This is a genomic window from Shinella kummerowiae, from assembly GCF_009827055.1.
GTDB classification, from domain to species: Bacteria; Pseudomonadota; Alphaproteobacteria; order Rhizobiales; family Rhizobiaceae; genus Shinella; species Shinella kummerowiae.
Map to the genome: position 1 here is coordinate 240201 of NZ_WUMK01000009.1, position 22219 is coordinate 262419.

Genomic DNA, 22219 nt, shown 5'->3' on the forward strand with positions numbered 1-22219 from the left:
CAGCCCCGCTGATCCCTTGACACTCCGGCACAGTAACGGAATAATTCCGAATAATCAAACTCAGTTCCAAATAATGGAATTTATTCGGGAGAACGGCGATGACGGGTCGCTATCCGGACCTTGCAGGACAGGGCGTGATCGTCACCGGCGGTGGTTCGGGCATCGGTGCGGCGCTGGTGGCGGGGTTTGCCGCGGCAGGGGCCTGCGTCGCCTTCCTCGACATTGCGGAGGTGGAGAGCCGCACGCTGGTTTCCGAACTGGACGGCACGGTCGAGCACCTTCCGCTCTATATAAGAACGGACCTGCGCGACATCGCGGCATTGCGCATGGCGATCGATACCGCTGCCGTGGCACTCGGTGGCATTCGCGTGCTCGTCAACAATGCGGCACGCGACGACCGGCACGATCTGGACGCCGTCGAACCCGACGACTGGGACGAGAACCAGACGGTCAACCTGCGCCATCACTTCTTCGCCGCCCAGGCGGTCGCGCCACATATGCGCAAGGGCGGCGGTGGCGCGATCATCAACTATTCCTCCATCGCCTTTCTGCTCAACATGGGCGAACTTCCCGGTTACGCCGCAGCCAAGGCCGGCATTATCGGCCTCACCAAGTCGCTCGCCGGCAGGCTTGGCCCGGACGGGATTCGCGTCAACGCCATCCTGCCCGGCATGGTGCTGACCGAGCGGCAGAAGCGCCTGTGGATCGACGACGCCACCATAGCCGGCGGCATCGACCGCCAGTGCCTGAAGCGCTCGCTGGTTGCGGAGGACATGGTCGGCCCTACTCTCTTCCTGGCGTCGGATGCGTCTGCCGCCATCACCGCACAAACGCTCATCGTCGATGGAGGCATGCTCTGATGACCAACCCCGCCCCCGAACCCGCCTATGTCGCGGTCGACTGGGGAACCTCCAGCTTCCGCCTCTGGCTCATCGGCAAGGATGGCAGCATCATCGCCGAACGCCGCAGCGGCGAAGGCATGACCACCGCTGCCCGCACCGGCTTTGCCGCGGTGCTGGCAAACCACCTTGCCGCCGTGGCCGCGCCCGAAGGCCTGCCCGTGCTGGTCTGCGGCATGGCCGGCGCCAAGCAGGGCTGGGTCGAGGCGGGCTACATCGACACGCCCGCAGCCCTTGCCGATATCCCGGCCGCCGCCGTGCGCATTCCCGGTGTCGCGGCGGATATCCGCATCCTGCCCGGCCTTGCCCAGCGCGATGCGGCAGCCCCGGACGTGATGCGCGGCGAGGAAACCCAGCTTCTCGGTGCCGCCGCCACACTCGGCGACGACGATCATCTCGTCTGCATGCCCGGCACGCACAGCAAATGGGTTCGCCTCTCCGGCGGCAAGGTTCTCGGTTTTTCCACCTTCATGACCGGCGAACTGTTCGAGGCCATCGCGAAGAACACCATCCTCAGCCATGCCATCGCGGAAGCCGGCGCGATTTCCGGCGAGACACCCGCCTTCCGCGCGGCCGTGGCGCGCATGGTCGCCAACCCGGCGCTGGCGACGAGCCAGCTGTTTTCCGTGCGGGCCGGTTCGCTGATTGCCGGGCTGTCGCCTGAGGACGCCAAGGCGCGGCTCTCGGGTACGCTGATCGGGCTGGAAATCGCCGGTGCGCTTTCGCTCGTTGCGGAGGGCACGCCGGTAAGCCTTGTCGTCTCCGGCGCGCTAGGCGCGCTTTACAGCGAGGCACTGGCAGCCGCCGGCCTCTCCCCTTCCATCATCGACGCCGATACGGCCGTGCGCAACGGTCTTGCCGCAGGCGCCAAGGCGCTCTGGTCCCTCTGAGAAAGCAAACACCATGAACCGCATCCCCTTTCCCCCGATGAAATATCCGCTGATCGCCATCCTGCGCGGCCTGAAGCCGAGCGAGACCGAAGGTGTCGTCGGCGCGCTGATCGAAACCGGCTTTACCGCCATCGAGATCCCGCTGAACTCGCCGGAACCGTTCAAATCCATCGAGATCGCGGTGAAAATGGCCCCGGACGGCTGCCTGATTGGCGCCGGCACCGTTCTGACCGTGGAGGACGTCAACCGCCTCGCCGACGTCGGCGGACGGCTGATGGTGAGCCCGAATGTCGAGCCGGACGTCATTTCCACCGCCGCCGCCAAGGGCATGGTGACTATGCCCGGCGTCTTCACGCCCACGGAGGCGCTTGCCGCCGCGCGGGCCGGTGCAACAGGCCTCAAATTCTTCCCGGCCAGCGTGCTCGGCCCCGCCGGCATCCAGGCGATCCGCGCCGTGCTGCCGGCAGAACTGGAGATCGCCGCTGTCGGGGGCGTGTCGGAGAAGAATTTTGCCGATTACGCCGCCATCGGCCTGCGCAGCTTCGGCCTCGGCTCCAGCCTCTACAAGATGGGCATGGGAGCCAACGAGGTGCGCTTGCGCGCCAAGGCCACCATCGAAGCCTATGATGCCGTCTATGGAGCGGGCCGATGACCGAGACGCATTCCTTCTCCGGCCGCATTCTCAGCGACATCGCCTGCCATCTCGGCGAGGGGCCGACCTACGATCCGGCGAGCGGAAAGGCCTTCTGGTTCGATATCCGCGGCCAGAAGCTGCATGAGCTGCACCTTTCGAGCATGGCGAAAACCGAGCACGACCTGCCCTTCCTCGGCAGCGCGCTCGCCGTCATCGATGCGGAGCGCCAGTTGATCGTCGCCGACCAGGGGCTTTTCATCCGACAGGTCGCCGACGGCCGGCTGACGCCCTTCGTGAAACTCGAGGACAAGTCGCACAACCGCTCCAATGACGGCCGCGTCCACCCGTCCGGCGCGTTCTGGGCGAGCACGATGGGGCGCAAGACGGAAAAGCATTCGGGCGCGATCTACCACATCGCGGGCGACCGGGTGACGCTGCTCTACGCCAACATCACCATCCCGAACGCCATCTGCTTTTCGCCGGATGGCAGCATCGGCTACTTCACCGATACCGACGTCAACCATCTGATGCGGGTCGCGCTCGATCCGAAGACCGGCCTTCCCACCGGGGCGCCGGAGGTGCTGAGCGATGAGAGCGTCACGTCGGGTGGTGTCGATGGCGCGATCTGCGATGCCGATGGCCTCATCTGGAATGCCCGCTGGGGCTCGAACGCCGTCGACGTCTACAGACCCGACGGCACGAAGATCACGCGCTACCTGGTGCCGGCCTCGCAGGCGAGCTGCCCGGCCTTCATCGGCGAAAAGGCCGACCGGCTGCTGGTGACGTCCGCCTGGCAGGACATGGACGCGGCAGGGCGCCTTGCCGACCCGCATGCCGGCCAGACCTTCGAATTGGGTATTTCGGTCAAGGGACGCTTCGAGCCGAATTTCCGGCTCTAGACACCGCTCCAGCCGGCATTTTGCCGGCGGAGTTGCACCAAAAAAGCATAGCGGCAACAAAAAAGAAGGCAATTTTCATCGGAACCAAAGCCGGGGGTCATCGTTCCTTGTCCATCAACCGGTGTGGACGGGCACTTCAAAACCTCCGCCGCGCCTTGATACCAACGAGACGAAAGGCAGGTTTCCAATGACTAACAAGCTTCTTACTTCCGTTGCCGCTGGTGCAATTTTCCTCGGCGCGGCCCTTGCTCCGGCAGCCTATGCGCAGGACACCACGCAGCCGGCCGCCGGCGAAACCCAGACCATGGACAAGCCGGCCGTGATGCCGGGCGATGACGCGACGGGCACGACGCCTGGCGACACCGCCGCAACCCCGGGCACGACCCCGACCGAAGATACGGCCCAGACGCCGGCCACGGGCACCGAAAGCCAGGATACGGCTGAGACCCCGGCCATGACGCCGAGCGAAGACACCGCCCAGGCTCCGGCCGCCGGTGGTGACTACCTGACCGCCCAGTCGGACGAGCAGATCAGCGCCAACACCTATATCGGTCAGTCGGTCTACAACAGCGCCGATGAAAGCATCGGCAAGATCTCCGACCTGATCATGGAAAAGGATGGCGGCATCACCGCTGCTGTCGTTGGTGTCGGTGGCTTCCTGGGCATCGGTGAAAAGTGGGTCGCCGTTCCGTTCGAGAAGGTCTCGATCACCCAGACCCCGGATTCGGACGACGTCAAGCTGACGACGACCGAAACTGCCGAAAGCCTGCAGGCTGCGCCGGAATTCAAGACCAAGTCGCAGCAGGTCGCCGAACGCCAGGCCACGACGCCGGTCGATACTTCGACCACTTCGTCGACGACCGATACGGGCACGGCTCCGGCCACGACCCAGCCGGCCGAATAAACCGGCGGGCACTCTGACCTCCAGCCCGATGGCGTCCCTGCGCCATCGGGTTTTTCCGTTTTGCAGCCCGAAAAGCGTCAGTACCAGGCGTCGGCCATCGCGGCCTTCCGGCGGTTCATATGATCGCAAAGCGCCTCGTCGATGGCGGCATCCAGCGGGGGCGCTTCGTACTCGGCAAGCGTCTTTTTCCATTGGCGGTTGGCGCGCGTTGCCATGTCGGTCGAACCGCCCTCCTCGCTCCATTTCTCGAAGGGTTCGTTGTCGGAGAGCGTCGCATCCCAGAAGGCCGTCTGGTAATTGCGCATCGTGTGGTCGCAGCCGAGGAAATGGCTGCCGGGACCAACCTGCAGGAAGGCATCCATTGCAAGCGTGTTGTCGTCGACGACGACGCCGGCGAGATAGGAATGCAGCGCGCCGCACAGGTCCGCATCCATCACGAACTTTTCGTAGGACATGGCAAGCAGGCCATCGAGGAAACCGGCGGAATGCAGGATGAAGTTCGCGCCGCAATGCACGGCCGACAGCATCGACATCAGCCCTTCCTGCATGGCCTGCCCGTCCGGCAGCTTGGAGTTCGAAAAATTGCCGGCGCAACGCAGCGGCAGCTTGAGGCGGCGGGCGAGCTGGCCGACGACCATGGAGCCGATGGCCGGCTCCGGCGTGCCGAAGGTCGGCGAGCCGGAGCGCAGCGACATGGAGGAGAGGAAGTTGCCGAAGATGACCGGCGCACCCTTGCGCTCGAGCTGGGTCAGCGCACAGCCGGCGAGCGTTTCGGCAAAGGACTGCGCGATGGCGCCGGCATTGGTGACCGGGCCCATGGCGCCGCCGAGGATGAAGGGCACGATGACGGCGGCCTGGTTGGCGCGGGCATAGGCGCGCAGCGACTTCGTCATGGTGCCGTCCCAGACGAGCGGCGAGTTGACGTTGACATTGCCGAGGATGACGCAGTTTTGGTCGACGAAGTCGGCACCGAACAGGATGCGCGCCATGTCGATGGAATCCTCGGCGCGCTCCTCCGCCGTGATCGAGCCCATGAAGGGGCGATCGGAATATTTGATATGGCTGTAGACCATGTCGAGATGGCGCTTGTTCACCGGGATATCGACCGGCTCGCAGATCGTGCCGCCGGAATGGTGCAGCCAAGGGCTCGACTGGGCGAGCTTGATGAAGTTGCGAAAATCCTCCAGCGTGCCGTAGCGCCGGCCCTTGTCCAGATCCATCACGAAGGGCGAACCATAGGCGGGCGAGAAGACCACCTTGTTGCCGCCGATCTGCACGTTGTTGGCAGGATTGCGGGCATATTGGGTGAATTCGGCGGGCGCGGAGGAGACGATCTCGCGCAGCATGCCCGGCTCGAAACGGACCAGCACGCCATCGACCTTCGCACCGGCGCGCTTCCAGTGCTCGATTGTCGCCGGGTCGTCGCGAAACTCGATGCCGACTTCGGCGAGGATGCGATCCGCCACCCGCTCGATCTTCTGCAGGTTCTCTTCCGACAGCACGTCATAGGTCGGGATGCCGCGCACGATATAGGGCACGCCGAGCGGCTTTGCCGTATTGTCCCGTCGGGTGCCTCTGCTGCGCCGTACCGGCGCCTCGATCGTCGCTGCCTCGGCCATGCATTCCTCCATAATTTGACAGGAGGCTAGGCGCGAAAAAGCCGGTTGTAACGCTGGAAAAATCTATTCGACACTATAAGCTGAGTTTATGGAAACGCTCCGCCGCCTGCTCCCCTCCGCCTCCAGCCTCATCATCTTCGAGGCCGCCGGGCGGCACCAGAATTTCACCCGTGCCGCCCATGAGCTCGGCATGACACAGGCCGCCGTCTCCTATGCGGTGCGCAACCTGGAGGAACAGCTCGGCGTGGCGCTCTTCCACCGCGTCCACCGCGCGGTGGAGTTGACCGATGCGGGCGAACGCTTTCACGTCGATGTGACGCTCGGCCTCTCGCGCATCCAGAAATCGGCAGAAGACATTCGCGCCAAAGGACGGGAGGCGAACGTGACGCTCGCCGCCTCCACCGCCTTCGCCTCGATGTGGATGCTGCCGAGGCTTGCCAAGCTCCGGGCGGATCTTCCGGAGATCGACCTGCGTATCCAGACCAGCGTGCGTGATCTCGATCTCGACGAAGAGCCGATCCCGCTCGGCATTCGTGGCGGCGATCCGGCGAAATGGCCGCGCTATCATGCCGCCCTGCTGGCGCCGGAGGTCATCACCGCCGTTGCGAGCCCCGCCTTCGTGGAGAGCCGGGGGCATCCGGCAACGCCGCAGGACCTGTTGAAACTGCCGCTCATCCACCTGGAGGAGCCGGTGCGCTCGGCCTGCGACTGGCCGGCATGGTTTGCCAGCGCCGGCCTTCGCTACCCGGCGCAGGCGCGGCGGCTCTCCATCAACGACTATGTGCTGGTGATTCAGGCGGTGCTGGCCGGCGAAGGCGTCGCGCTCGGCTGGCAGCACCTGATCGAACGGCAGGTGCGTTCCGGCGCGCTCGTCACCGTCGGCGGCCATGTGCTGCGCATGGACGATGCCTTCTACGTCGTCTGGCCGCGGTCGCGCGAGCTCAACAGCCCGGCACGGCGCGTGCGTGACTGGCTGGTGGAGGAAGGCCGCATGGGCCGGGACGCGGTGTCCTGACCTTTAGCGGCGAAGGACCGGCCGCACCTCCTCGTGGAAGAAGCGGAAATAGGAGGTGATCTGCGCCAGCGCATTGGTCGACAGCTTGTACTGGATGCCGAGGCGACCATTGCTGAGCCAGCGGATCGTGCCACTGAGACGGCCCAGCTCCTCGCTCTCGATGGTGACCAGCTGGCCGGGTATCGCCTGTATCGGCTTTTCCAGATCCAGCGCCATGCCGCTCGGCGACAGGTCGACCACGCGGCCGCGCGTCGATTGATGCATGACCTGCACGGTCGCGAAAATCCGCACTCTTGAACGATCGGTCGCCCTGACGGGCATATCCTTGATGGTGGACATTCCTGGCTCCATCCCCCTGAACCCATTTGATGGAGCCACCATAACGACGAGTGCTTGCAGTCCAGCTAAACCGATACGCGCAATTTTAGCGAACTGACCTGTTCAGGGACGATTGTCAGGCGGAGGCGGCGCGCCCCTCGATGCTGACATAGCGATCGGCGAGGAAACGCATGGTGGCGACGGCATCCGCCGGCTTGCCGTAGAAATAGCCCTGCCCCATGCCGCAGCCGAGCGCTTTCAGCTTCAGCGCCTCGGAAAAGTCCTCGATGCCTTCGGCAACCACCGCTAGGTCCAGGCCTTCACACATCGCGACGATCGCCTTGATGATGTGTTCGGAGGCCTTGTCGTTGGAGATGCGCGAGACGAAGGCGCGATCGATCTTCACCTTGTCGAAGGTAAAATCGCGCAGGCGTCCGAGGCTCGACTGGCCGGTGCCGAAATCGTCGAGCGAGATGCGCACGCCGGCGCCGCGCAGTTCGCCAACGATCTTCTGCGCGGTGTCGGCATCCGTCATCATCGCCGTTTCGGTGATTTCCAGCTCCAGCCGGCGCGGATCGAGGCCGACGCGGTTGAGGATCGCCAGCGTGTTGAACGCCGTCTTCGGATCCATCAGCTGGGCGGAGGAGAGATTGAAGGAGAGGAAGAGTTCCTTCGGCCAGGACAGCGCGGTTTCAGCGGCCTTGCGCAACAGCGTGTCCGACAGCGCATCGATGAAACCGCGCTCTTCGGCAAGCGGCACGAAGACGGCGGGCGAGACATAGCCGAGATCCGCATCGCACCAGCGGGCGAGCGCCTCGAAGCCAACGACCGTATCGTCGCGCAGGCTGACGATCGGCTGAAAATGCACGTCCACCTCATTGGCGATGATGGCATTGCGCAGCGCCTGTTCGAGCTGCGTGGCGCGCTTCATCTCCTGGGCGATTTCCTGCGAATAGACGGTGATCTGGCCACGGCCGCGGCGCTTCGACCGGTAGAGCGCGGTATCGGCGCTCTTCAGAAGCTCGGTAAAGTCCTCGCCGGCGAAGGGGTAGATGGCAAAGCCGAAGGAAGCGGACAGGCGCACGTTGCGGTCGCCGAGATCGAACGGCGCCGACAGCACTTCGCGCAGCATCTGGCCGATCTTTTCGGCACCCTTGCGCTCGAAGACCAGCGGCAGCACGAAGGCGAACTCGTCGCCGCCGTGGCGGGTGACGGTCGCGCCGTCCGGAATGCAGGCTTTCAGACGATGCGCGACTTGGCAGAGGATCTCGTCGCCGGCGCGCGGGCCGAAAAGGTCGTTGATCGGTTTGAAACCATCGAGATTGGCCATGCCGATGGCGAAGGGCGCCGGGTCTTCCTCGCGCTCCTTGGCGATCTGGCGCACCTTGTCGCGCAGCCGGTAAAGGTTACCGAGCCCGGTCAACGGGTCGGTGTAAGCCATGGCATGGAGGTCAGTCTGGGAAACATCCAGCGCCGCATGTTCAGCAGACTTCATCAATGATTTCCCGTACTTGCACCCGATCTCCGCCGACCTCTCCACGATGGGGCATGATCGTTAACAAATGCATAGCAAGCGATGCTCAGTCCTCCCCACCTGCCTCCCCATTTTTGGGGAGTTGACCACCCGTTTTCAACTTACGCGACATTTTTCTCCGGCTTGCCGGCGGCGTAACGCTGGTAGATGGCCTCGATCATGTCGGGGCTCACCGGCTTGGTGATGTAGTCGTCCATGCCTGCATCCATGCAGTTCTGCATATCGACATTGAGCGCCTGGGCGGTCACGGCGACGATAGGCGTGCGGGTGCCCGTCAGCTTCTCGGCTTCGCGGATTTCCATCGCCGCATCGATGCCGTTCATGACGGGCATGGAAATATCCATCAGCACGAGGCGCGGCTGGTGCTTGCGCCACAGCATGACCGCTTCCTCGCCATTCTCGGCGATGCGGTGCGAAATGCCCATGCCTTCGAGGATCTGCGAGAAGACGAACTGGTTGATCTGGTTGTCCTCGGCGACCAGCACCTCGATGTCGCCGACGGCGGCCGGCAGCATGGTCGAAATGTCGGTGGCGATGTACCAGTCGTCGGACAGCGAGACCGGCGTCAGGATATCGCCCAGCGGCGAGCCGTCTTGCGACAGCAATTCATGCTCCTCGACGAGCGCGCGCATGAAATCCGGGCCGATGCCATCCGGGCTGATCAACCGCGTGGCGATGCCGCGGCTGTTCGCCTGGATGATTTCGTGGCCGGACATGTTGTCGTCGATGACCACGAGATCGATCGCAAGCCCCTGGCGGGCGGCAAGGGTAAGGAAGGCATCGTATTCCCGCACGCTGCTGACGGCGCAGCAATCGCCCCCGCGCGCCTTGAATTCCGCCACGAGGATGTCCTCGATATGCGGGTTCGGGGTGACGACGAGGATGCGCTTGCCGGCGACGACGCGCAATTCCTCGGGATTGAGCTGATCCAGCAGCAGGCGGCGCTCCGCGTCGCGCACGGGATCGAAGCAGTTCTGCGCCTCCACGAAGCCGCCCGGTACGCGCAGCACGGCGTCGTCGGTGTCCGTGACAGTCCGCTCGCCCGTCACGAAGGCTGTCACGTCCTCCATCAGCGTCACCAGGGCGTAATGCCCCGGCGCACCGATGCGATATTTGCGGGTGATGGCATAGAGATTGGACCCATCGGCGCGGATGACGTGTTCCGCGAGCGTATAGGGTTCGCCCGTCTCCAGCACGGCGCGGTCGCTGCTTTCGATCCGCTCGGCGCTCTCGGCATCGGCAAGCGTCCAGATCGAGCGGCCGATGATGCTGTCGGCGCTGGTGTCGTAGATGGTGCAGAACGCCTTGTTGACGGCGATATAGGTGAGGTTGCGGTCCTTGATGACCACCGGCGACGGCAGGCTCTCGAGGATGGCCTCGGTCAGCGCGATGCGCTCGAGATCGACACGCCACTGCTCTTCCTGCTTCTTCTGCTCGGAGACATCGACCAAGGTCGTCACGTTGTAGCCGCTCGGCAGGCGGCGCTTGCGGAAATGGATCCAGCGGTCGCGGCCAAGCCGCTCGACGGCGTCATATTGCTCGCGCCAATGGGCGGAGATGCGGGTGGAGATCCACTCCTCGCGGTTGACCGCCTTGTGACGCTGCTCCAGCGGGATGCCATAGCGCACGCCGCTGTCGAAGATCGCGCCGAGCACGTCGCGCAGCCGGGTGCCGGGTTTCAGCGTATCGGGGGGGATGGGGAAGTAGCGCAGGACCTGGCGACTGGCGAAGACGAGGCAGTCGTTCTTGTCATAGACGATTACGGCGGCGGCGAGAATATCGCACGCGGCCTCAAACATTCCCAGCCGGATGTTCGCGTCGGACGACGCTACATCATTCATTGTGGCAGTCCTCGCCTGTCTGGCATTCCCCGGAAACATGCTGATCGGTGCTCATCGCACCTGGACGTGAGGGAATGACAGCGGCCAGCGACGCTGAAATTTGTCCACCGGGAAACCGGACTTCTCGTGTTCATACGAGCGTTCGGGCACGTTCGCAGCATTTTATTAAAGCCTGATTAAACGATTTCGGGTCGTCGGCGTGCAGGACACGGGATAAGGCAACTTGGCACTGGCAAGGCCCGGCCGAATCCGCGAAAATAGCCCCATGACCATCAGGCAGCTTTCCGAAACCCTCATCAACCAGATTGCCGCCGGCGAAGTGATCGAACGGCCGGCCAGTGCCGCCAAGGAGCTGATCGAGAACGCGCTGGATGCCGGCGCGACGCGCATCGAGATAGCGACGGCCGGCGGCGGCAAGACGCTGCTGCGCATCACCGACAATGGCAGCGGCATGGCGCCCGCCGATCTGGAACTGGCAATCCGCCGGCACTGCACCTCCAAGCTCGACGCGGACCTCACCGACATCCGCACGCTGGGTTTCCGCGGCGAAGCGCTGCCGTCGATCGGCTCCGTCGCGAAACTTTCGCTGCTCAGCCGCACGGCCGATGCCGGCGAAGGGGCCGAGATCAGCGTGACGGGCGGCAAGGTGGTGCCGGTGCGCCCCGCCGCCGCCAACCGCGGCACCGTCGTCGAAGTGCGCGACCTGTTTTTCGCGACACCGGCGCGGCTCAAATTCCTGAAGAGCGAGAAGGCGGAGGCCTCGGCGATTTCCGACGTGGTGCGCCGCATGGCAATCGCCTTTCCGCATGTGCGCTTCGTGCTGTCGGGTTCCGACCGCACGACGCTGGAATTCCCCGCGACCGGCACGGACCGGCTCGCCCGCATCGCCCAGGTGCTCGGCCGCGATTTCCGCGACAATGCCATCGAGATCGATGCGGCACGCGAGGGCGTGCGGCTGACCGGCTTCGCCGGCGTGCCGACCTTCAACCGCGGCAACAGCCTCAACCAGTTCGCCTTCGTCAATGGGCGTCCGGTGCAGGACAAGCTGGTCTGGTCGGCGTTGCGCGCCGCCTATGCCGAGACGATCCCGCACGGACGCTATCCCGTGGCGGTACTGGCGATCGACATCGACCCGGCACTGGTCGACGTCAACGTGCATCCGGCGAAATCCGACGTGCGTTTCCGCGATCCGGGCCTGGTGCGCGGCCTGATCATCGGTGCGATCCGCGAGGCGCTCGCCCGCGAGGGCAACCGGGCAGCGACGACCGGTGCGAGCGGCATGATGCGCGCCTTCCGGCCGGAAACATCGCAGCCTTCGGCACCCTGGACGCCGACTGCCTCGCCCTACCGGCCTTTCGAGGCTGCGACCTCGCCTGCCCCGCTTCGCGAACGGCAGGCGGGTTTTGCGGAGTTCGCAACGCCATCGGCGCGCAGCGAGCCGGTGTTCGCGCCGTCCGGCCTGCGCGAAGAGGAGCCGCCGCAACGCCATCCGCTCGGCGCCGCCCGCGCGCAGTTGCACGAGAACTATATCGTCGCACAGACCGAGGATGGGCTGGTGATCGTCGACCAGCACGCGGCGCACGAACGCCTGGTCTTCGAGGCGATGCGCAATGCCCTGCATGCGCGCGCCGTACCGGCGCAGGTGCTGCTCATTCCCGAGATCGTCGACCTGCCGGAAGACGATTGCGACCGGCTCGTCGCCCATGCCGACGAGTTTGCAAAGCTCGGCCTCGGTATCGAGCGCTTCGGCCCCGGTGCGGTGGCGGTGCGCGAGACACCGGCCATGCTCGGCGAGATGGACGCGGCCGGCCTCATCCATCAGCTTGCCGACGAACTGGCGGAGTGGGACACGGCGAGCGGGCTCAAGGCCAAGCTCGAGTATCTTGCCGCGACCATGGCCTGCCACGGTTCGGTGCGCTCCGGCCGGCGCATGCGGCCGGAGGAAATGAACGCGCTGCTGCGCCAGATGGAGGCGACGCCCGGTTCCGGCCAGTGCAACCACGGGCGGCCGACCTATATCGAACTGAAGCTTTCGGACATCGAACGGTTGTTCGGGCGTAGCTGACGACAGCGAAAATGCTGGAAATTTCACCCTTGCCGCGATATGGCAGCATGACGACCAGATGACACGGATATTGAGATCGATGATGAACCGTCTTGAAGGACGCGGCAGCCGCGAAGCGAAGATCCGCTATCTCGACGGCGATTTCCAGATCCTGATGCCCGGCTCGCACGTCACCTGCGCGATGACCGGCGAGGCGATCCCGGTCGACGAACTGCGTTACTGGAGCGTCGCCCGCCAGGAGGCCTATGCCACCTGCGCCGCCTCGCTGGAGGCCGAAAAACGCGCCGGCGCGCTGCCAAATCAGAAGCGGCAGTAGGCAGTAGGCAGTAGGCAGTAGGCAGTAGGCAGTGATGTTGCTGCGGAGCACGGCCACGGCGTCAATCTTTTAAGCCGCTATTGGCTACTGCCTATTGCCTACCGCCTTGCTCCCCTGCAGTTTCCGCCGTCGTGCATTGGCAATTGCCGCGTCGATGATCGCATCCGGCCCCTTCGGGTCGTCGAAGTGGATTTCCACCTCGATCACCCGGCTCTTTTCCTTCAACTCCTCCGAACGGCCATGCCCGCCGGCAAGGCGCACACTGTCCTTGGATGTCGTGACGAGCTGGTAGCTGAGCCCTTCGGCATGGTCGAGGATTTCCGCCACCTCGTCGTCGCTCAAATAATGATGGTCGGGGAAGCTGCGGGTCACGTAGAGATGCGCGCCGGTCTCGTTGACGGTGCGGAAGAACTTTTCGTTGTCGGCGATGCCCGACCAGGCCATGACGACCTGCCCCTCCAGATCTTCGGCACCCACGGTGACGAGCGTAGCGGAATGGACCGCCTTGCCGGCACGCGCCGCCTGGCGGATCAATCGGTCGGCCGCATTGCCATCGCCGATCGCCAGCAGCGCGCTCGCCTGGCGCATCTGTTCGGCCAGCGGCGCACGCACCGGGCCGCTCGGCACGAGGTGGCCGTTGCCGATGCCGCGGCGCGTGTCGATGACCAGCAGCGCATAATCGAAGCTCAGTTGCGCGCTCTGGAAGCCGTCATCCATGATGATGAGGTCGGCGCCCTCCTCCACCAGCTTTTTCGCGCCCTTGATCCGCTTACGGGCGATGACCGTCAAAGCTTCCCGGGCGAGCAGCAGCGGTTCGTCCCCGACGGCGCGGGCATAGTGGTGATGGGGATCGACGACGGTGGTCACGTCGAGCGAACCGCCATAGCCGCGGGAGAGGAAGCCCGGCTTGAGGCCCCGCGCCTTTGCGGCACGGGCGATGGCGATCGCCGTCGGCGTCTTGCCGGCACCGCCGACGGTGAAGTTGCCGACACAGATGACCGGGACCGGCACTTCCCCGCGCCGCTTCTTGCGCATGCGCTGGCCGGCGACCAGGCCATAGAGGCGCGAGACGGGCCAGAGCGCATAGGCCCGCCAGTCCGGCTTCGTCCACCAGAAAGGCGGTGCTTCACTTACCATTCGGCCCCCAGCGAGCGCTTCTGCCCGATCGTTGCGTCAAGAAACGCGAGAAGGCGCGGAAAATCAACCATGAGAGACGGTTTGCCTGGCAAGACGGTTGCGGCGTCTCACGCTGCCGGACGTGCGGCCGCGGCTTCGGGGAAGAGCGGCACGAGTTCGGTGATGTCGTTGAGGCAGTAGTCGGAGGCGTCGGCCAGCGATTCCCGCGAGCCCGTGCCGGTGAGCACGGCGACGGTGAGGCCGGCGCCGGCATTGCGGCCCATGTGCATGTCGTGATTGTTGTCGCCGACGACGGCGACCTGATGCGGCTCGAGGCCGGTCGCAGCGCAGAAGCCGAGCACCATGCCGGCTTCCGGCTTGATGCCGAAGCCGCTGTCATAGCCGGCGACGTAGTGGAGATAGTTTTCGAAGCCGAAGCGCTTTGCCGTTGCGCGGATCGAGGCCTCGTTGTCGCTGGAGGCGACGCCCAGCCAGTAACCACGGGCGTGCATGGTGGCGAAGAAATCAGCAAGATCGGTGACGGCGACCGCAAGCTGCGCGGAATTGGCGAAGAGGCCGTCGAAATGGATGGTCAGCGCCTCCACGGTGAAGGGTGCGCCGGCCGCAACGAAGCCCTCGGCGATTTCCACCGTATTGCCGGCGGCCAGCAGGCTATCGGGCATGACATGGCCGGTGTCCGGGTCCATACCGCCCGCCACGAGCAGCTTGCGCGCCAGATCTTCATCGCCAAGTGCGGCAACGCGGGCGAGCTCGTAGTTCACCGGTACCCAGCTCCGGGCATAGTCGAGCAGCGTTCCGTCCTTGTCGAAGAGGATGCCGGAAATCGTCGCTGCCTTGGTCATGTCCCGTCCTTTCAGGAGGTCTGGCGCGGGTGGAGCCGCGCCTTCACGGTGAGCGGATTGATATAGGGTTCCAGCCCCTTGACCGTGGCGCGCAAGGCGCCGCGCATTTCCTGCACGGTCTCTTGCCCGGCCTCGATCATCTGCTTGCGCATCTCGTCGTTGCTCAAGAGGTAGTGTACGCCCTTGGCCAGCATCTCGACGTCGCGCACCATCTTGGCGCTGCCGTTACGGGCGAGCTGCTGGTAGGCCTCGCGGAAATTCTGCACGTTGCCGCCGGACAGGATCGCGCAGCCGAGCATGGCCGGCTCCAGCGGGTTCTGTCCGCCTTCCGCAAACAGCGAACGGCCAACGAAGGCGATTTCCGTCATGCGCAGGTAGAGCCCCATTTCGCCGATCGTATCGCCGAGGAAGATATCGGTCTCCGGCGTCAGCGGGTCGTTCAATGTGCGACGGGCGACATTCAGGCCGCGCGCCGTCAGCATGTCCGCGATGGCATCGCTGCGCTCGGGATGGCGCGGCACGATGATGGTGAGGAGGCCCGGCGTGCGCTCCTTCAACACGCGGTGCACATTGCCGGCGGCCGCTTCCTCGCCCTCGAAGGTCGAGATCGCCGCCCAGGTGCGACGGCCCTTGATCTGGTCGAGATAGGCCTTCAGCACGGCGGCATCGGCCGGCGGCCCATCCGTATCGACCTTGAGGTTGCCGGAGACCATGACCGGCAGGGCACCCAGCGTGCGGAAGCGTTCCGCATCCAGCTCCGACTGCGCGATGACCAGGGCGAAATTCTCGAAGATCGCGTCGGCGATCGACATGCGCCGCTTCCAGCGCGGAAAGGACCGGTCCGAGATGCGGCCGTTCACCAGGACCTGCGGGATATGCCGCTTGCTGAGCTCCAGGATGGTCATCGGCCAGATTTCCGACTCCGCCATGATGGCGAGATCGGGATGCCAGTATTCCAGGAAACGGCTGATTGCCGGCTTCAGGTCGAGCGGCACATATTGGTGGATGACATCATTGCCGAGGCGGTCGCGCACGATCTTGGCCGAGGTGATGGTACCGGTCGTGAGCAGGACGGCTATGCCGCGGCGGCGCACTTCCTTGATGAGCGGCAGCACCGCATTGGTCTCGCCGACGCTTGCCGCATGAAACCAGACGAGCGGGCCCGCCGGGCGGTCGACGCTGGCGAAGCCGTAGCGTTCGCGGCGGCGGGAGCGTTCTTCCTTGCCCTTGGCCACCCGCAGCGCCAGATAGGGACCGACGATCGGGTAAAGCGCGACGCCGCCCCAGCGGTAAAGCGAAAGCGCGAAACGGGCGAGCCGCCTGCTCATCGGCAGGACACCCCGGTTGCGGCTTTCGGGCTTGTGAGGGTCATGGAAGGTCCGGTTTTGTCCGGCGCGGCGAAAGCCGCGCGGGAGCGGTGTCAGGGAACGCGTTTCAGCCGTTCTGCGGGTCCAGAAGCCGGTGCATGTGCACGATGAAGTAGCGCATATGCGCGTTGTCCACGGTCTGCTGGGCCTTCGACTTCCAGGCGGTGAGCGCGCTCGCATAGTCGGGGAAAATTCCGACGATATCGAGATTGTTGAGATCGCGGAACTGGATGTCCTTGAGCGTGGTCAGTTCGCCGCCGAACACCAGATGGAGGAGCTGTTTCGATTCGGTGGTTTCGGTCATGTTCTTCTCTCTTTTTCTTGTCGGATTTTGGCAGACGGTTTGCGGTATTCCGCATCAAAGGTCAATGGCCGGCAAGGTGCCGGGAGGCATCCACAAGGCTGGAAAGCCGGGATAAACCGGCAGCGGCAAGCGTCTCATGGCTGACGTTTGGCCGGTTGTAGGACAAGGCCTCGCCATCGAGCGTGACGAGCGATCCGCCGGCCCGCGCCAGGATGAGGTCGGCGGCCGCCAGATCCCAGTCATGGGCGTTGCGCTTGACCAGCGTGGCATCGATGCGCCCGTCCGCCACCATGGCAAGCCGGTAGGCGAGCGAGGGCACATGCGAGATGCGGTGCACGCCGCCGACAACATGTTTGTCGATGTGGCGCAGCATGTCTTCCGGCACGGCCATGCGGGTCGGGCGGTCGGCATCCGGCTCGGTCGCCCTGATCGGCTGGCCGTTCTTCAGCGCCACGCCATCGGCAGCCGCGGTGTAGAGTTCATCGAGCGACGGTGCGAACAGCACGCCGGCGACGGGGCGGCCCTTGTGCACGACGGCGGCGCTGACGCACCAGATGTCCTTGCCGGCAATGAAGGCGCGCGTGCCGTCGATCGGATCGATGACGAACACGGTCTCGCAATCCAGCCGTCCGGCATCGTCGTCGGTCTCTTCCGAGAGCCAGCCGTAATTCGGCCGGGCGGACAGCAGCTCCTTCTTGAGGATATCGTTCGCCGCGAAGTCGGCGGCACTCACCGGTGAGTGGCCGCCATTCTTCCACCAGACCTCTGGCCCCTTGCGGAAGAATTCCAGTGCCCGCGCACCGGCAAGCCGTGCTGCGGCGGTGAGAAGGTCGAGGTCGGCAGTCCAGTCGTTGGCGGGGCTTGTCATGACGTCACGTCCCGGCAAGCGTCATGCCTTCGATGGCAAGTGTCGGGGCGGCAACGCCGAACGAGCGATCGATGTCGTTGGCCGGCGTGATGCGCATGAACATGTCGGTGAGGTTGGAGGCGATGGTGACCTCCGAGACCGCGAAGGTCAGTTCGCCGTTCTCGATCCAGTAGCCGGAGGCGCCGCGGCTATATTCGCCCGTCACCATGTTGACGCCCTGGCCGATCAGCTCGGTGACGTAGAAACCATTGCCGATGGAACGGATCAGATCCTCGGGCGCGATGTCGCCCGGCTCCAGTGCAAGGTTGGTGGAGGCCGGGTTGACCGAAGTGCCGCCGCGCACGCCGCGGCCATTGGTCTTGAGGCCGAGTTCGTTTGCGGTGGAGGTGGAGAGGAACCAGTGCTGCAACACGCCGTCCTCGATCATCGCCAGCCGCTCGCCGGAAATGCCCTCCCCATCGAACGGGCGGGAGGACGAGCCGCGCACGATCAGCGGATCATCGGTGACGGTGAGGCCGGCCTTCAGGACGGGCTTGCCCATGCGGTCCCGCAGAAAGCTCGTCTTGCGGGCAACGGAAGCACCGTTGATCGCGCCGGCGATATGGCCGGCAATGCCCCGCGCCACGCGGGGATCGTAGACGACCGTAACGTTCTTCGCCGTCGGCACCTGGCGCGGGTTCAACCGGCGTACCGCGCGGGCGGCCGCTTCCCGGCCGATCTCTTCGGCATCGCGCAGATCGGCGAAGTAGAGGCTCGAATCGAAGTCGTAGTCGCGCTCCATCTTCGTGCCCTCGCCGGCGATGACGCTGACGGAGCGGCCGAAGCGGCTGGCGCTGTAGGCGCCGGAAAAGCCGTGCGAGGTGGCAAGCACCAGGCCGCCCATGCCGGCGGAGGCCCCGGCGCCGCCGGAATTGGTGATACCGGAAACGGCAAGGGCCGCGGCTTCGGCGGCAAGCGCCGCCTCGGTCAGCTGTTCGGCGGTCACTTCGGTCGGGTCGAAAAGCTCGAGGTCGGGCCAGTCCTTGGCAAGGTCTGCCTCATCGGCGAGCGTCGCATAGGGATCTTCCGGCGAGGCCTTCGCCATGGCGACGGCGCGCTCGGCGAGCACCTTCAGGTCGAAGCCGGGATTGGCCGAGACGCTGGCGACGCGCTTGCCGACGAAGACGCGCAGCGAAAAATCATCGCCCTCCGAAGCCTCCGTGCCTTCGACCTTGCCGAGGCGCACACTGACGGATGAGGAGCGGCCGCGAACGACGACAGCATCGGCCGCATCCGCTCCCGCCTGGATGGCGCGGTCGATAAGTTCGCCGGCGCGCGCGAGAAGGCTTGCGGAATCGATCGTCTCTGACATGACTTGGCCTTTCTTTGCTGCCCCATTTATTGTGCAGTAGCACAGGCATCAAGGGCAGCCGTTCCTTTTTTGCCCCGCGACCGCCGCCCCTCGAAGAAAGCCCGCCGCATGCCCTACACCCACAGCCCCTATAACGAGGTCCTGCTGATGCTTGGCGGCGCGCTTCTTGCCGCGCCGATCTTCAAGCGACTGGGGCTCGGCACCATCCTCGGCTATCTCGCCGCAGGCGTGGTGATCGGCCCGATCCTGCACCAGATCCGCGACGGCGAGGAACTGCTCGGCGTCGCCGAACTGGGCGTCGTCTTCCTTCTATTCCTCATCGGGCTGGAGCTGAAGCCCTCGCGCCTCTGGGCGATGCGGCACGATATTTTCGGGCTCGGCCTGGCGCAGGTCGTCATCACCGGCCTCGTGCTGGCCGGTTTGACCTTCGTGACGGGCATGGAACACTGGGACGGGGCGCTGATCATCGGTTTTGGCCTCGCGCTCTCCTCCACCGCCTTTGCCATGCAGATCCTCGACGAGAAGGGCGACACGAACACACGCTACGGCCAGCGCGCCTTCTCCATGCTGCTGTTCCAGGATCTCGCGATCGTTCCGCTCCTGGCGCTCATTCCGCTGCTGGCGGAACAGGCGCCGGAGGACACGACAACGGCCTTCCAGGACTTCCTGATCGCCATTTCAGCGATCACCGCGCTCTTCGTCGCCGGCCGCTACCTGCTCAACCCGCTGTTCCAGATCATCGCCCGCACCGGGGCGCGCGAGGCGATGATCGCCGCCGCGCTGTTCGTCGTGCTTTCCGCCGCCATGCTGCTGCAGATGGCCGGCCTTTCCATGGCGATGGGCGCGTTCCTTGCCGGCGTGCTGCTCGCCGATTCCTCCTACCGCCATGAATTGCAGGCCGATGTGGAGCCGTTCCGCGGTATCCTGCTCGGCCTGTTCTTCATGGCCGTCGGCCTGTCGCTGCATCTCGACGTCATCTTTTCCGGCTGGCTGACCATCCTGATCGCCACGCCGGCCGTCATGCTGGTGAAGAGCTTCGTTATCTACGGCCTCTGCCGGTTCACCGGCTCATCGCACAATGATGCGGTGCGCATCGCCCTCGTCTTGCCGCAGGGCGGCGAATTCGGTTTCGTGCTGTTCACCGCAGCGTCTGCCGCCGGCATCTTCTCCGGCGGGCTTGCCTCGCTGCTGGTCGCCATCGTCACCATTTCCATGGCGCTGACGCCGATTGCCGCAGCCCTCTCGCGCTTCCTGCTTGTCGAGGATATCGAGGAGGAGATGGAGGAGGATTTCGAGGGGGCGGGTGCCGACGTCCTGATGATCGGCTTTTCGCGCTTCGGCCAGATCGCCGCGCAGATCCTGCTGGCCGGCGGTCGCGAGGTAACCGTCATCGACCATTCGACCGACCGCGTGCGCCAGGCGGCGAGCTTCGGCTTCCGCATCTATTTCGGTGACGGCACGCGCAAGGACGTGCTGCGCGCCGCCGGCATCGAGCGCGCCAAGATCGTCGCCATCTGCACCCAGGGCAAGGCGGCAACGGACCGCATCGTCGATCTCGTGCAGTCGGAATATCCGAACGCCACGCTTTTCGTGCGCTCCTACGACCGTGTACACACCCTCTCGCTACGCGCCCGCGGCGTGCAGCACGACGTGCGCGAAACCTTCGAGTCGGCCCTTCTCTTCGGCCGGGAAACGCTGGAGGAACTCGGCGTCGAGCCGGAGGACGCCCTGGCGATCGGCGACGACATCCGCCGGCGCGACGTGGCGCGGCTGGAGCTCCAGGCCGTCGAAGGTCTTACGGCCGGTCGGCACATGCTGCATTTCAAGCCGGTCAAGCCGGAACCGCTGGTCAAGCCGAAGAAGATCATGCAGGCCGAGGTCGACGAGGAGGAAAGCGCTTAAGCCAAAGCCGAGAGCTTCGCGTCGAGCGCCCGCTTCAACTCATCGCGGATGCCGGCGGAGACGGTCAGCACCTCCTCGGCCTTGGCGAAATCGAGCACGCGGAAGCGGCCGACATCGGGTTGCAGGAAAATGTCGGGCGCCGCCTTTTCCAGCTTCAGCGTGACGATGGAGCGCATGGTGAGCTGGGTCGCACCGTAGAGGCTGTCGATGCTGTTCGGCAGGCCCGCGGTGCCGGCCGGCGGGTGGCCGATCACGTCGACGCCGATGGTGATATCGGCCTGGCCCGTCAGATGGTCGAAGGGCACCGGGTTCCACAGGCCGCCGTCGATCATCACGCGGCCATCGATCAGCACCGGGCGGAAGACGGCGGGCAATGCCGCCGAAGCGGCAATCGCCGGAAAGAGCGGGCCGCTCTCGCAGACACATTCGCACTGGCCGTAATAATCCGACGCGATCACCTTCAGCGGAATTTGCAGCGCCTCGAAGGTCTCCGGCAGGCGATCCGGCAGGAAGGCCTTCAGGACACGCTCCAGGTTGAACTGCCCGACGCGGAAGCCGCCGGCGACGACCTCGGAGAAACGGGTGGGGCGCAGGCTCCACAGCCGGTTCATGATGCGGCTCGGATGGCCGATCGCGGCCAGCGTATGCTCGCGGATCTCCTGGCCGGTCATGCCGGCCGCCATGGCCGCGCCCATGATCGCGCCAATGGAGGCGCCTGAAATCAGCACCGGGCGGATGCCGAGTTCGTCCAGCACCTCGATGACATGGATGTGGGCAAGGCCGCGCGCGCCGCCACCGCCAAGCGCAATGGCGACGGTCGGGCCGCTTCTATGCGGGCTTTCAACGGAAACGAGGGCTTCGGTCATCCGGCGTCTCCTGCGGCGGGTCAAAGTCTTTCAGCAATTCCGGACGCAAAACCGCTTCACACTTTTGCTGGAACTGCTCAGAATCAGCCGGCCCGGTAGCGGTAGAAATGCATGCGCGTGTCGCCGAAGGTGCGGACCTCCAGAGGATCGAACCCATCGACGGCGACAGGCTGAATATCGGCGCGCTCCTCGAGGATCGCAAGGGCACCATCGACGAGCCAGCCGCCACGGCTTGCCGCGTCGAGCGCGCGTTCGCCCAGCCCCTTGGCGTAGGGCGGGTCGGCAAACAGGAAAGCGAACGGTTCCACCGTGCCGACGCCGCCGAGTGCCGTGGCATCGCGCCGGAAAATCTTGGCGCGGCCGATCACGCCGAGTGTTTCGATATTGGTATGGAGAAGGCCCCTGCCCTCGACGCTCTGCTCGACGAAGAGTGCAGCGCGAGCGCCGCGCGACAGCGCCTCCAGGCCGACGGCGCCCGTTCCCGCGAAGAGATCGAGCACGCGCGTGCCGTTCAGCGCTTGCGGATAGGCATGTGACAGGATGTTGAACAGGCTTTCGCGCGTGCGGTCCGTCGTCGGACGAATGTCATCCGACTTCGGCGTCGCAAGCGAGCGGCCGCGAAACTCTCCGCCGACGATCCGCACCGCC

21 protein-coding genes are annotated in these 22219 nt (G+C 65.1%); 9 read left to right on the top strand and 12 right to left on the bottom strand.

Annotation, left to right across the window (positions count from 1 at the left end; translation table 11 throughout):
- Positions 1-98: 98 nt before the first annotated feature.
- From GR138_RS23335 to GR138_RS23355, 5 genes are all read left to right on the top strand, one after another.
- Entirely contained in the window at positions 99-860 is a 762-nt protein-coding gene (locus GR138_RS23335; protein WP_160861657.1) for an SDR family NAD(P)-dependent oxidoreductase, read from the top strand.
- Complete coding sequence (locus GR138_RS23340; RefSeq protein WP_160861658.1) at positions 860-1789, top strand: 2-dehydro-3-deoxygalactonokinase; 930 nt, start codon at positions 860-862, stop codon at positions 1787-1789. Before GR138_RS23335 ends, GR138_RS23340 begins: the two co-directional genes overlap by 1 nt.
- A gap of 13 nt (positions 1790-1802) precedes the next feature.
- On the top strand, positions 1803-2441 hold the full coding sequence (locus tag GR138_RS23345) for a 2-dehydro-3-deoxy-6-phosphogalactonate aldolase (protein ID WP_160861659.1): 639 nt from the start codon (positions 1803-1805) through the stop codon (positions 2439-2441).
- Positions 2438-3322, top strand: a complete 885-nt coding sequence (locus GR138_RS23350; protein WP_160861660.1) for an SMP-30/gluconolactonase/LRE family protein — start codon at positions 2438-2440, stop codon at positions 3320-3322. The genes GR138_RS23345 and GR138_RS23350 overlap by 4 nt, the downstream gene beginning before the upstream one ends.
- Positions 3323-3509: 187 nt before the next feature.
- A complete protein-coding gene (locus GR138_RS23355) occupies positions 3510-4226 on the top strand; it encodes a PRC-barrel domain-containing protein (protein WP_160861661.1) in 717 nt (238 codons plus the stop codon).
- Between the two features lie 77 nt (positions 4227-4303).
- Here GR138_RS23355 and GR138_RS23360 read toward each other — a convergent pair whose 3' ends face one another.
- Entirely contained in the window at positions 4304-5845 is a 1542-nt protein-coding gene (locus GR138_RS23360) for a trimethylamine methyltransferase family protein (RefSeq protein ID WP_420853706.1), read from the bottom strand.
- 88 nt (positions 5846-5933) lie between these two features.
- Between GR138_RS23360 and GR138_RS23365 the strand changes: the two genes are divergently transcribed.
- Positions 5934-6860: a LysR substrate-binding domain-containing protein gene (locus GR138_RS23365; protein WP_160861663.1), complete on the top strand. Its 927-nt coding sequence runs from the start codon at positions 5934-5936 to the stop codon at positions 6858-6860.
- Positions 6861-6863: 3 nt separating this feature from the next.
- Here the strand turns inward: GR138_RS23365 and GR138_RS23370 are convergent, their stop codons facing one another.
- The 3 genes from GR138_RS23370 to GR138_RS23380 form a co-directional block, all read right to left on the bottom strand.
- Complete coding sequence (locus GR138_RS23370) at positions 6864-7199, bottom strand: PilZ domain-containing protein (RefSeq protein WP_246200641.1); 336 nt, start codon at positions 7197-7199, stop codon at positions 6864-6866.
- A gap of 115 nt (positions 7200-7314) precedes the next feature.
- Positions 7315-8673 (bottom strand): putative bifunctional diguanylate cyclase/phosphodiesterase, encoded by a 1359-nt coding sequence (locus GR138_RS23375; protein WP_160861664.1) that lies wholly within the window; start codon positions 8671-8673, stop codon positions 7315-7317.
- A 140-nt stretch (positions 8674-8813) separates the two neighbouring features.
- Positions 8814-10553: a response regulator gene (locus GR138_RS23380; protein ID WP_160861665.1), complete on the bottom strand. Its 1740-nt coding sequence runs from the start codon at positions 10551-10553 to the stop codon at positions 8814-8816.
- Between the two features lie 265 nt (positions 10554-10818).
- Here GR138_RS23380 and mutL point away from each other — a divergent pair, with 265 nt between their 5' ends.
- The gene (gene mutL, locus GR138_RS23385) at positions 10819-12618 is read left to right on the top strand and encodes a DNA mismatch repair endonuclease MutL (RefSeq protein WP_160861666.1); all 1800 of its coding nucleotides are present in this window, start codon (positions 10819-10821) and stop codon (positions 12616-12618) included.
- Positions 12619-12697: 79 nt separating this feature from the next.
- Positions 12698-12934, top strand: a complete 237-nt coding sequence (locus tag GR138_RS23390; protein WP_160861667.1) for a DUF2093 domain-containing protein — start codon at positions 12698-12700, stop codon at positions 12932-12934.
- A gap of 84 nt (positions 12935-13018) precedes the next feature.
- Here the strand turns inward: GR138_RS23390 and lpxK are convergent, their stop codons facing one another.
- From lpxK to GR138_RS23420, 6 genes are all read right to left on the bottom strand, one after another.
- On the bottom strand, positions 13019-14071 hold the full coding sequence (gene lpxK / locus GR138_RS23395) for a tetraacyldisaccharide 4'-kinase (RefSeq protein WP_160861668.1): 1053 nt from the start codon (positions 14069-14071) through the stop codon (positions 13019-13021).
- Between the two features lie 107 nt (positions 14072-14178).
- Positions 14179-14913, bottom strand: a complete 735-nt coding sequence (locus GR138_RS23400) for an HAD family hydrolase (RefSeq protein WP_069059673.1) — start codon at positions 14911-14913, stop codon at positions 14179-14181.
- Between the two features lie 11 nt (positions 14914-14924).
- The gene (gene waaA, locus GR138_RS23405; protein ID WP_160861669.1) at positions 14925-16241 is read right to left on the bottom strand and encodes a lipid IV(A) 3-deoxy-D-manno-octulosonic acid transferase; all 1317 of its coding nucleotides are present in this window, start codon (positions 16239-16241) and stop codon (positions 14925-14927) included.
- 106 nt (positions 16242-16347) lie between these two features.
- Positions 16348-16584, bottom strand: coding sequence for a DUF4170 domain-containing protein (locus tag GR138_RS23410; RefSeq protein ID WP_160861670.1), 237 nt, complete (start codon positions 16582-16584; stop codon positions 16348-16350).
- A gap of 61 nt (positions 16585-16645) precedes the next feature.
- Entirely contained in the window at positions 16646-17452 is an 807-nt protein-coding gene (locus tag GR138_RS23415; RefSeq protein ID WP_160861671.1) for a 3'(2'),5'-bisphosphate nucleotidase CysQ, read from the bottom strand.
- A gap of 4 nt (positions 17453-17456) precedes the next feature.
- Positions 17457-18803, bottom strand: a complete 1347-nt coding sequence (locus tag GR138_RS23420; RefSeq protein ID WP_160861672.1) for a TldD/PmbA family protein — start codon at positions 18801-18803, stop codon at positions 17457-17459.
- A gap of 108 nt (positions 18804-18911) precedes the next feature.
- On the opposite strand from GR138_RS23420, the gene GR138_RS23425 reads away from it, so the two are divergent.
- Positions 18912-20705: a monovalent cation:proton antiporter-2 (CPA2) family protein gene (locus tag GR138_RS23425; protein ID WP_160861673.1), complete on the top strand. Its 1794-nt coding sequence runs from the start codon at positions 18912-18914 to the stop codon at positions 20703-20705.
- On the opposite strand, the gene GR138_RS23430 is transcribed toward GR138_RS23425, so the two are convergent.
- Both GR138_RS23430 and rsmD read right to left on the bottom strand, forming a co-directional pair.
- On the bottom strand, positions 20702-21571 hold the full coding sequence (locus GR138_RS23430; RefSeq protein WP_160861674.1) for a patatin-like phospholipase family protein: 870 nt from the start codon (positions 21569-21571) through the stop codon (positions 20702-20704). The two genes, GR138_RS23425 and GR138_RS23430, sit on opposite strands and share 4 nt — an antisense overlap.
- Before the next feature lie 83 nt (positions 21572-21654).
- Positions 21655-22215, bottom strand: coding sequence for a 16S rRNA (guanine(966)-N(2))-methyltransferase RsmD (rsmD, locus tag GR138_RS23435; RefSeq protein ID WP_160861675.1), 561 nt, complete (start codon positions 22213-22215; stop codon positions 21655-21657).
- Positions 22216-22219: the final 4 nt, after the last annotated feature.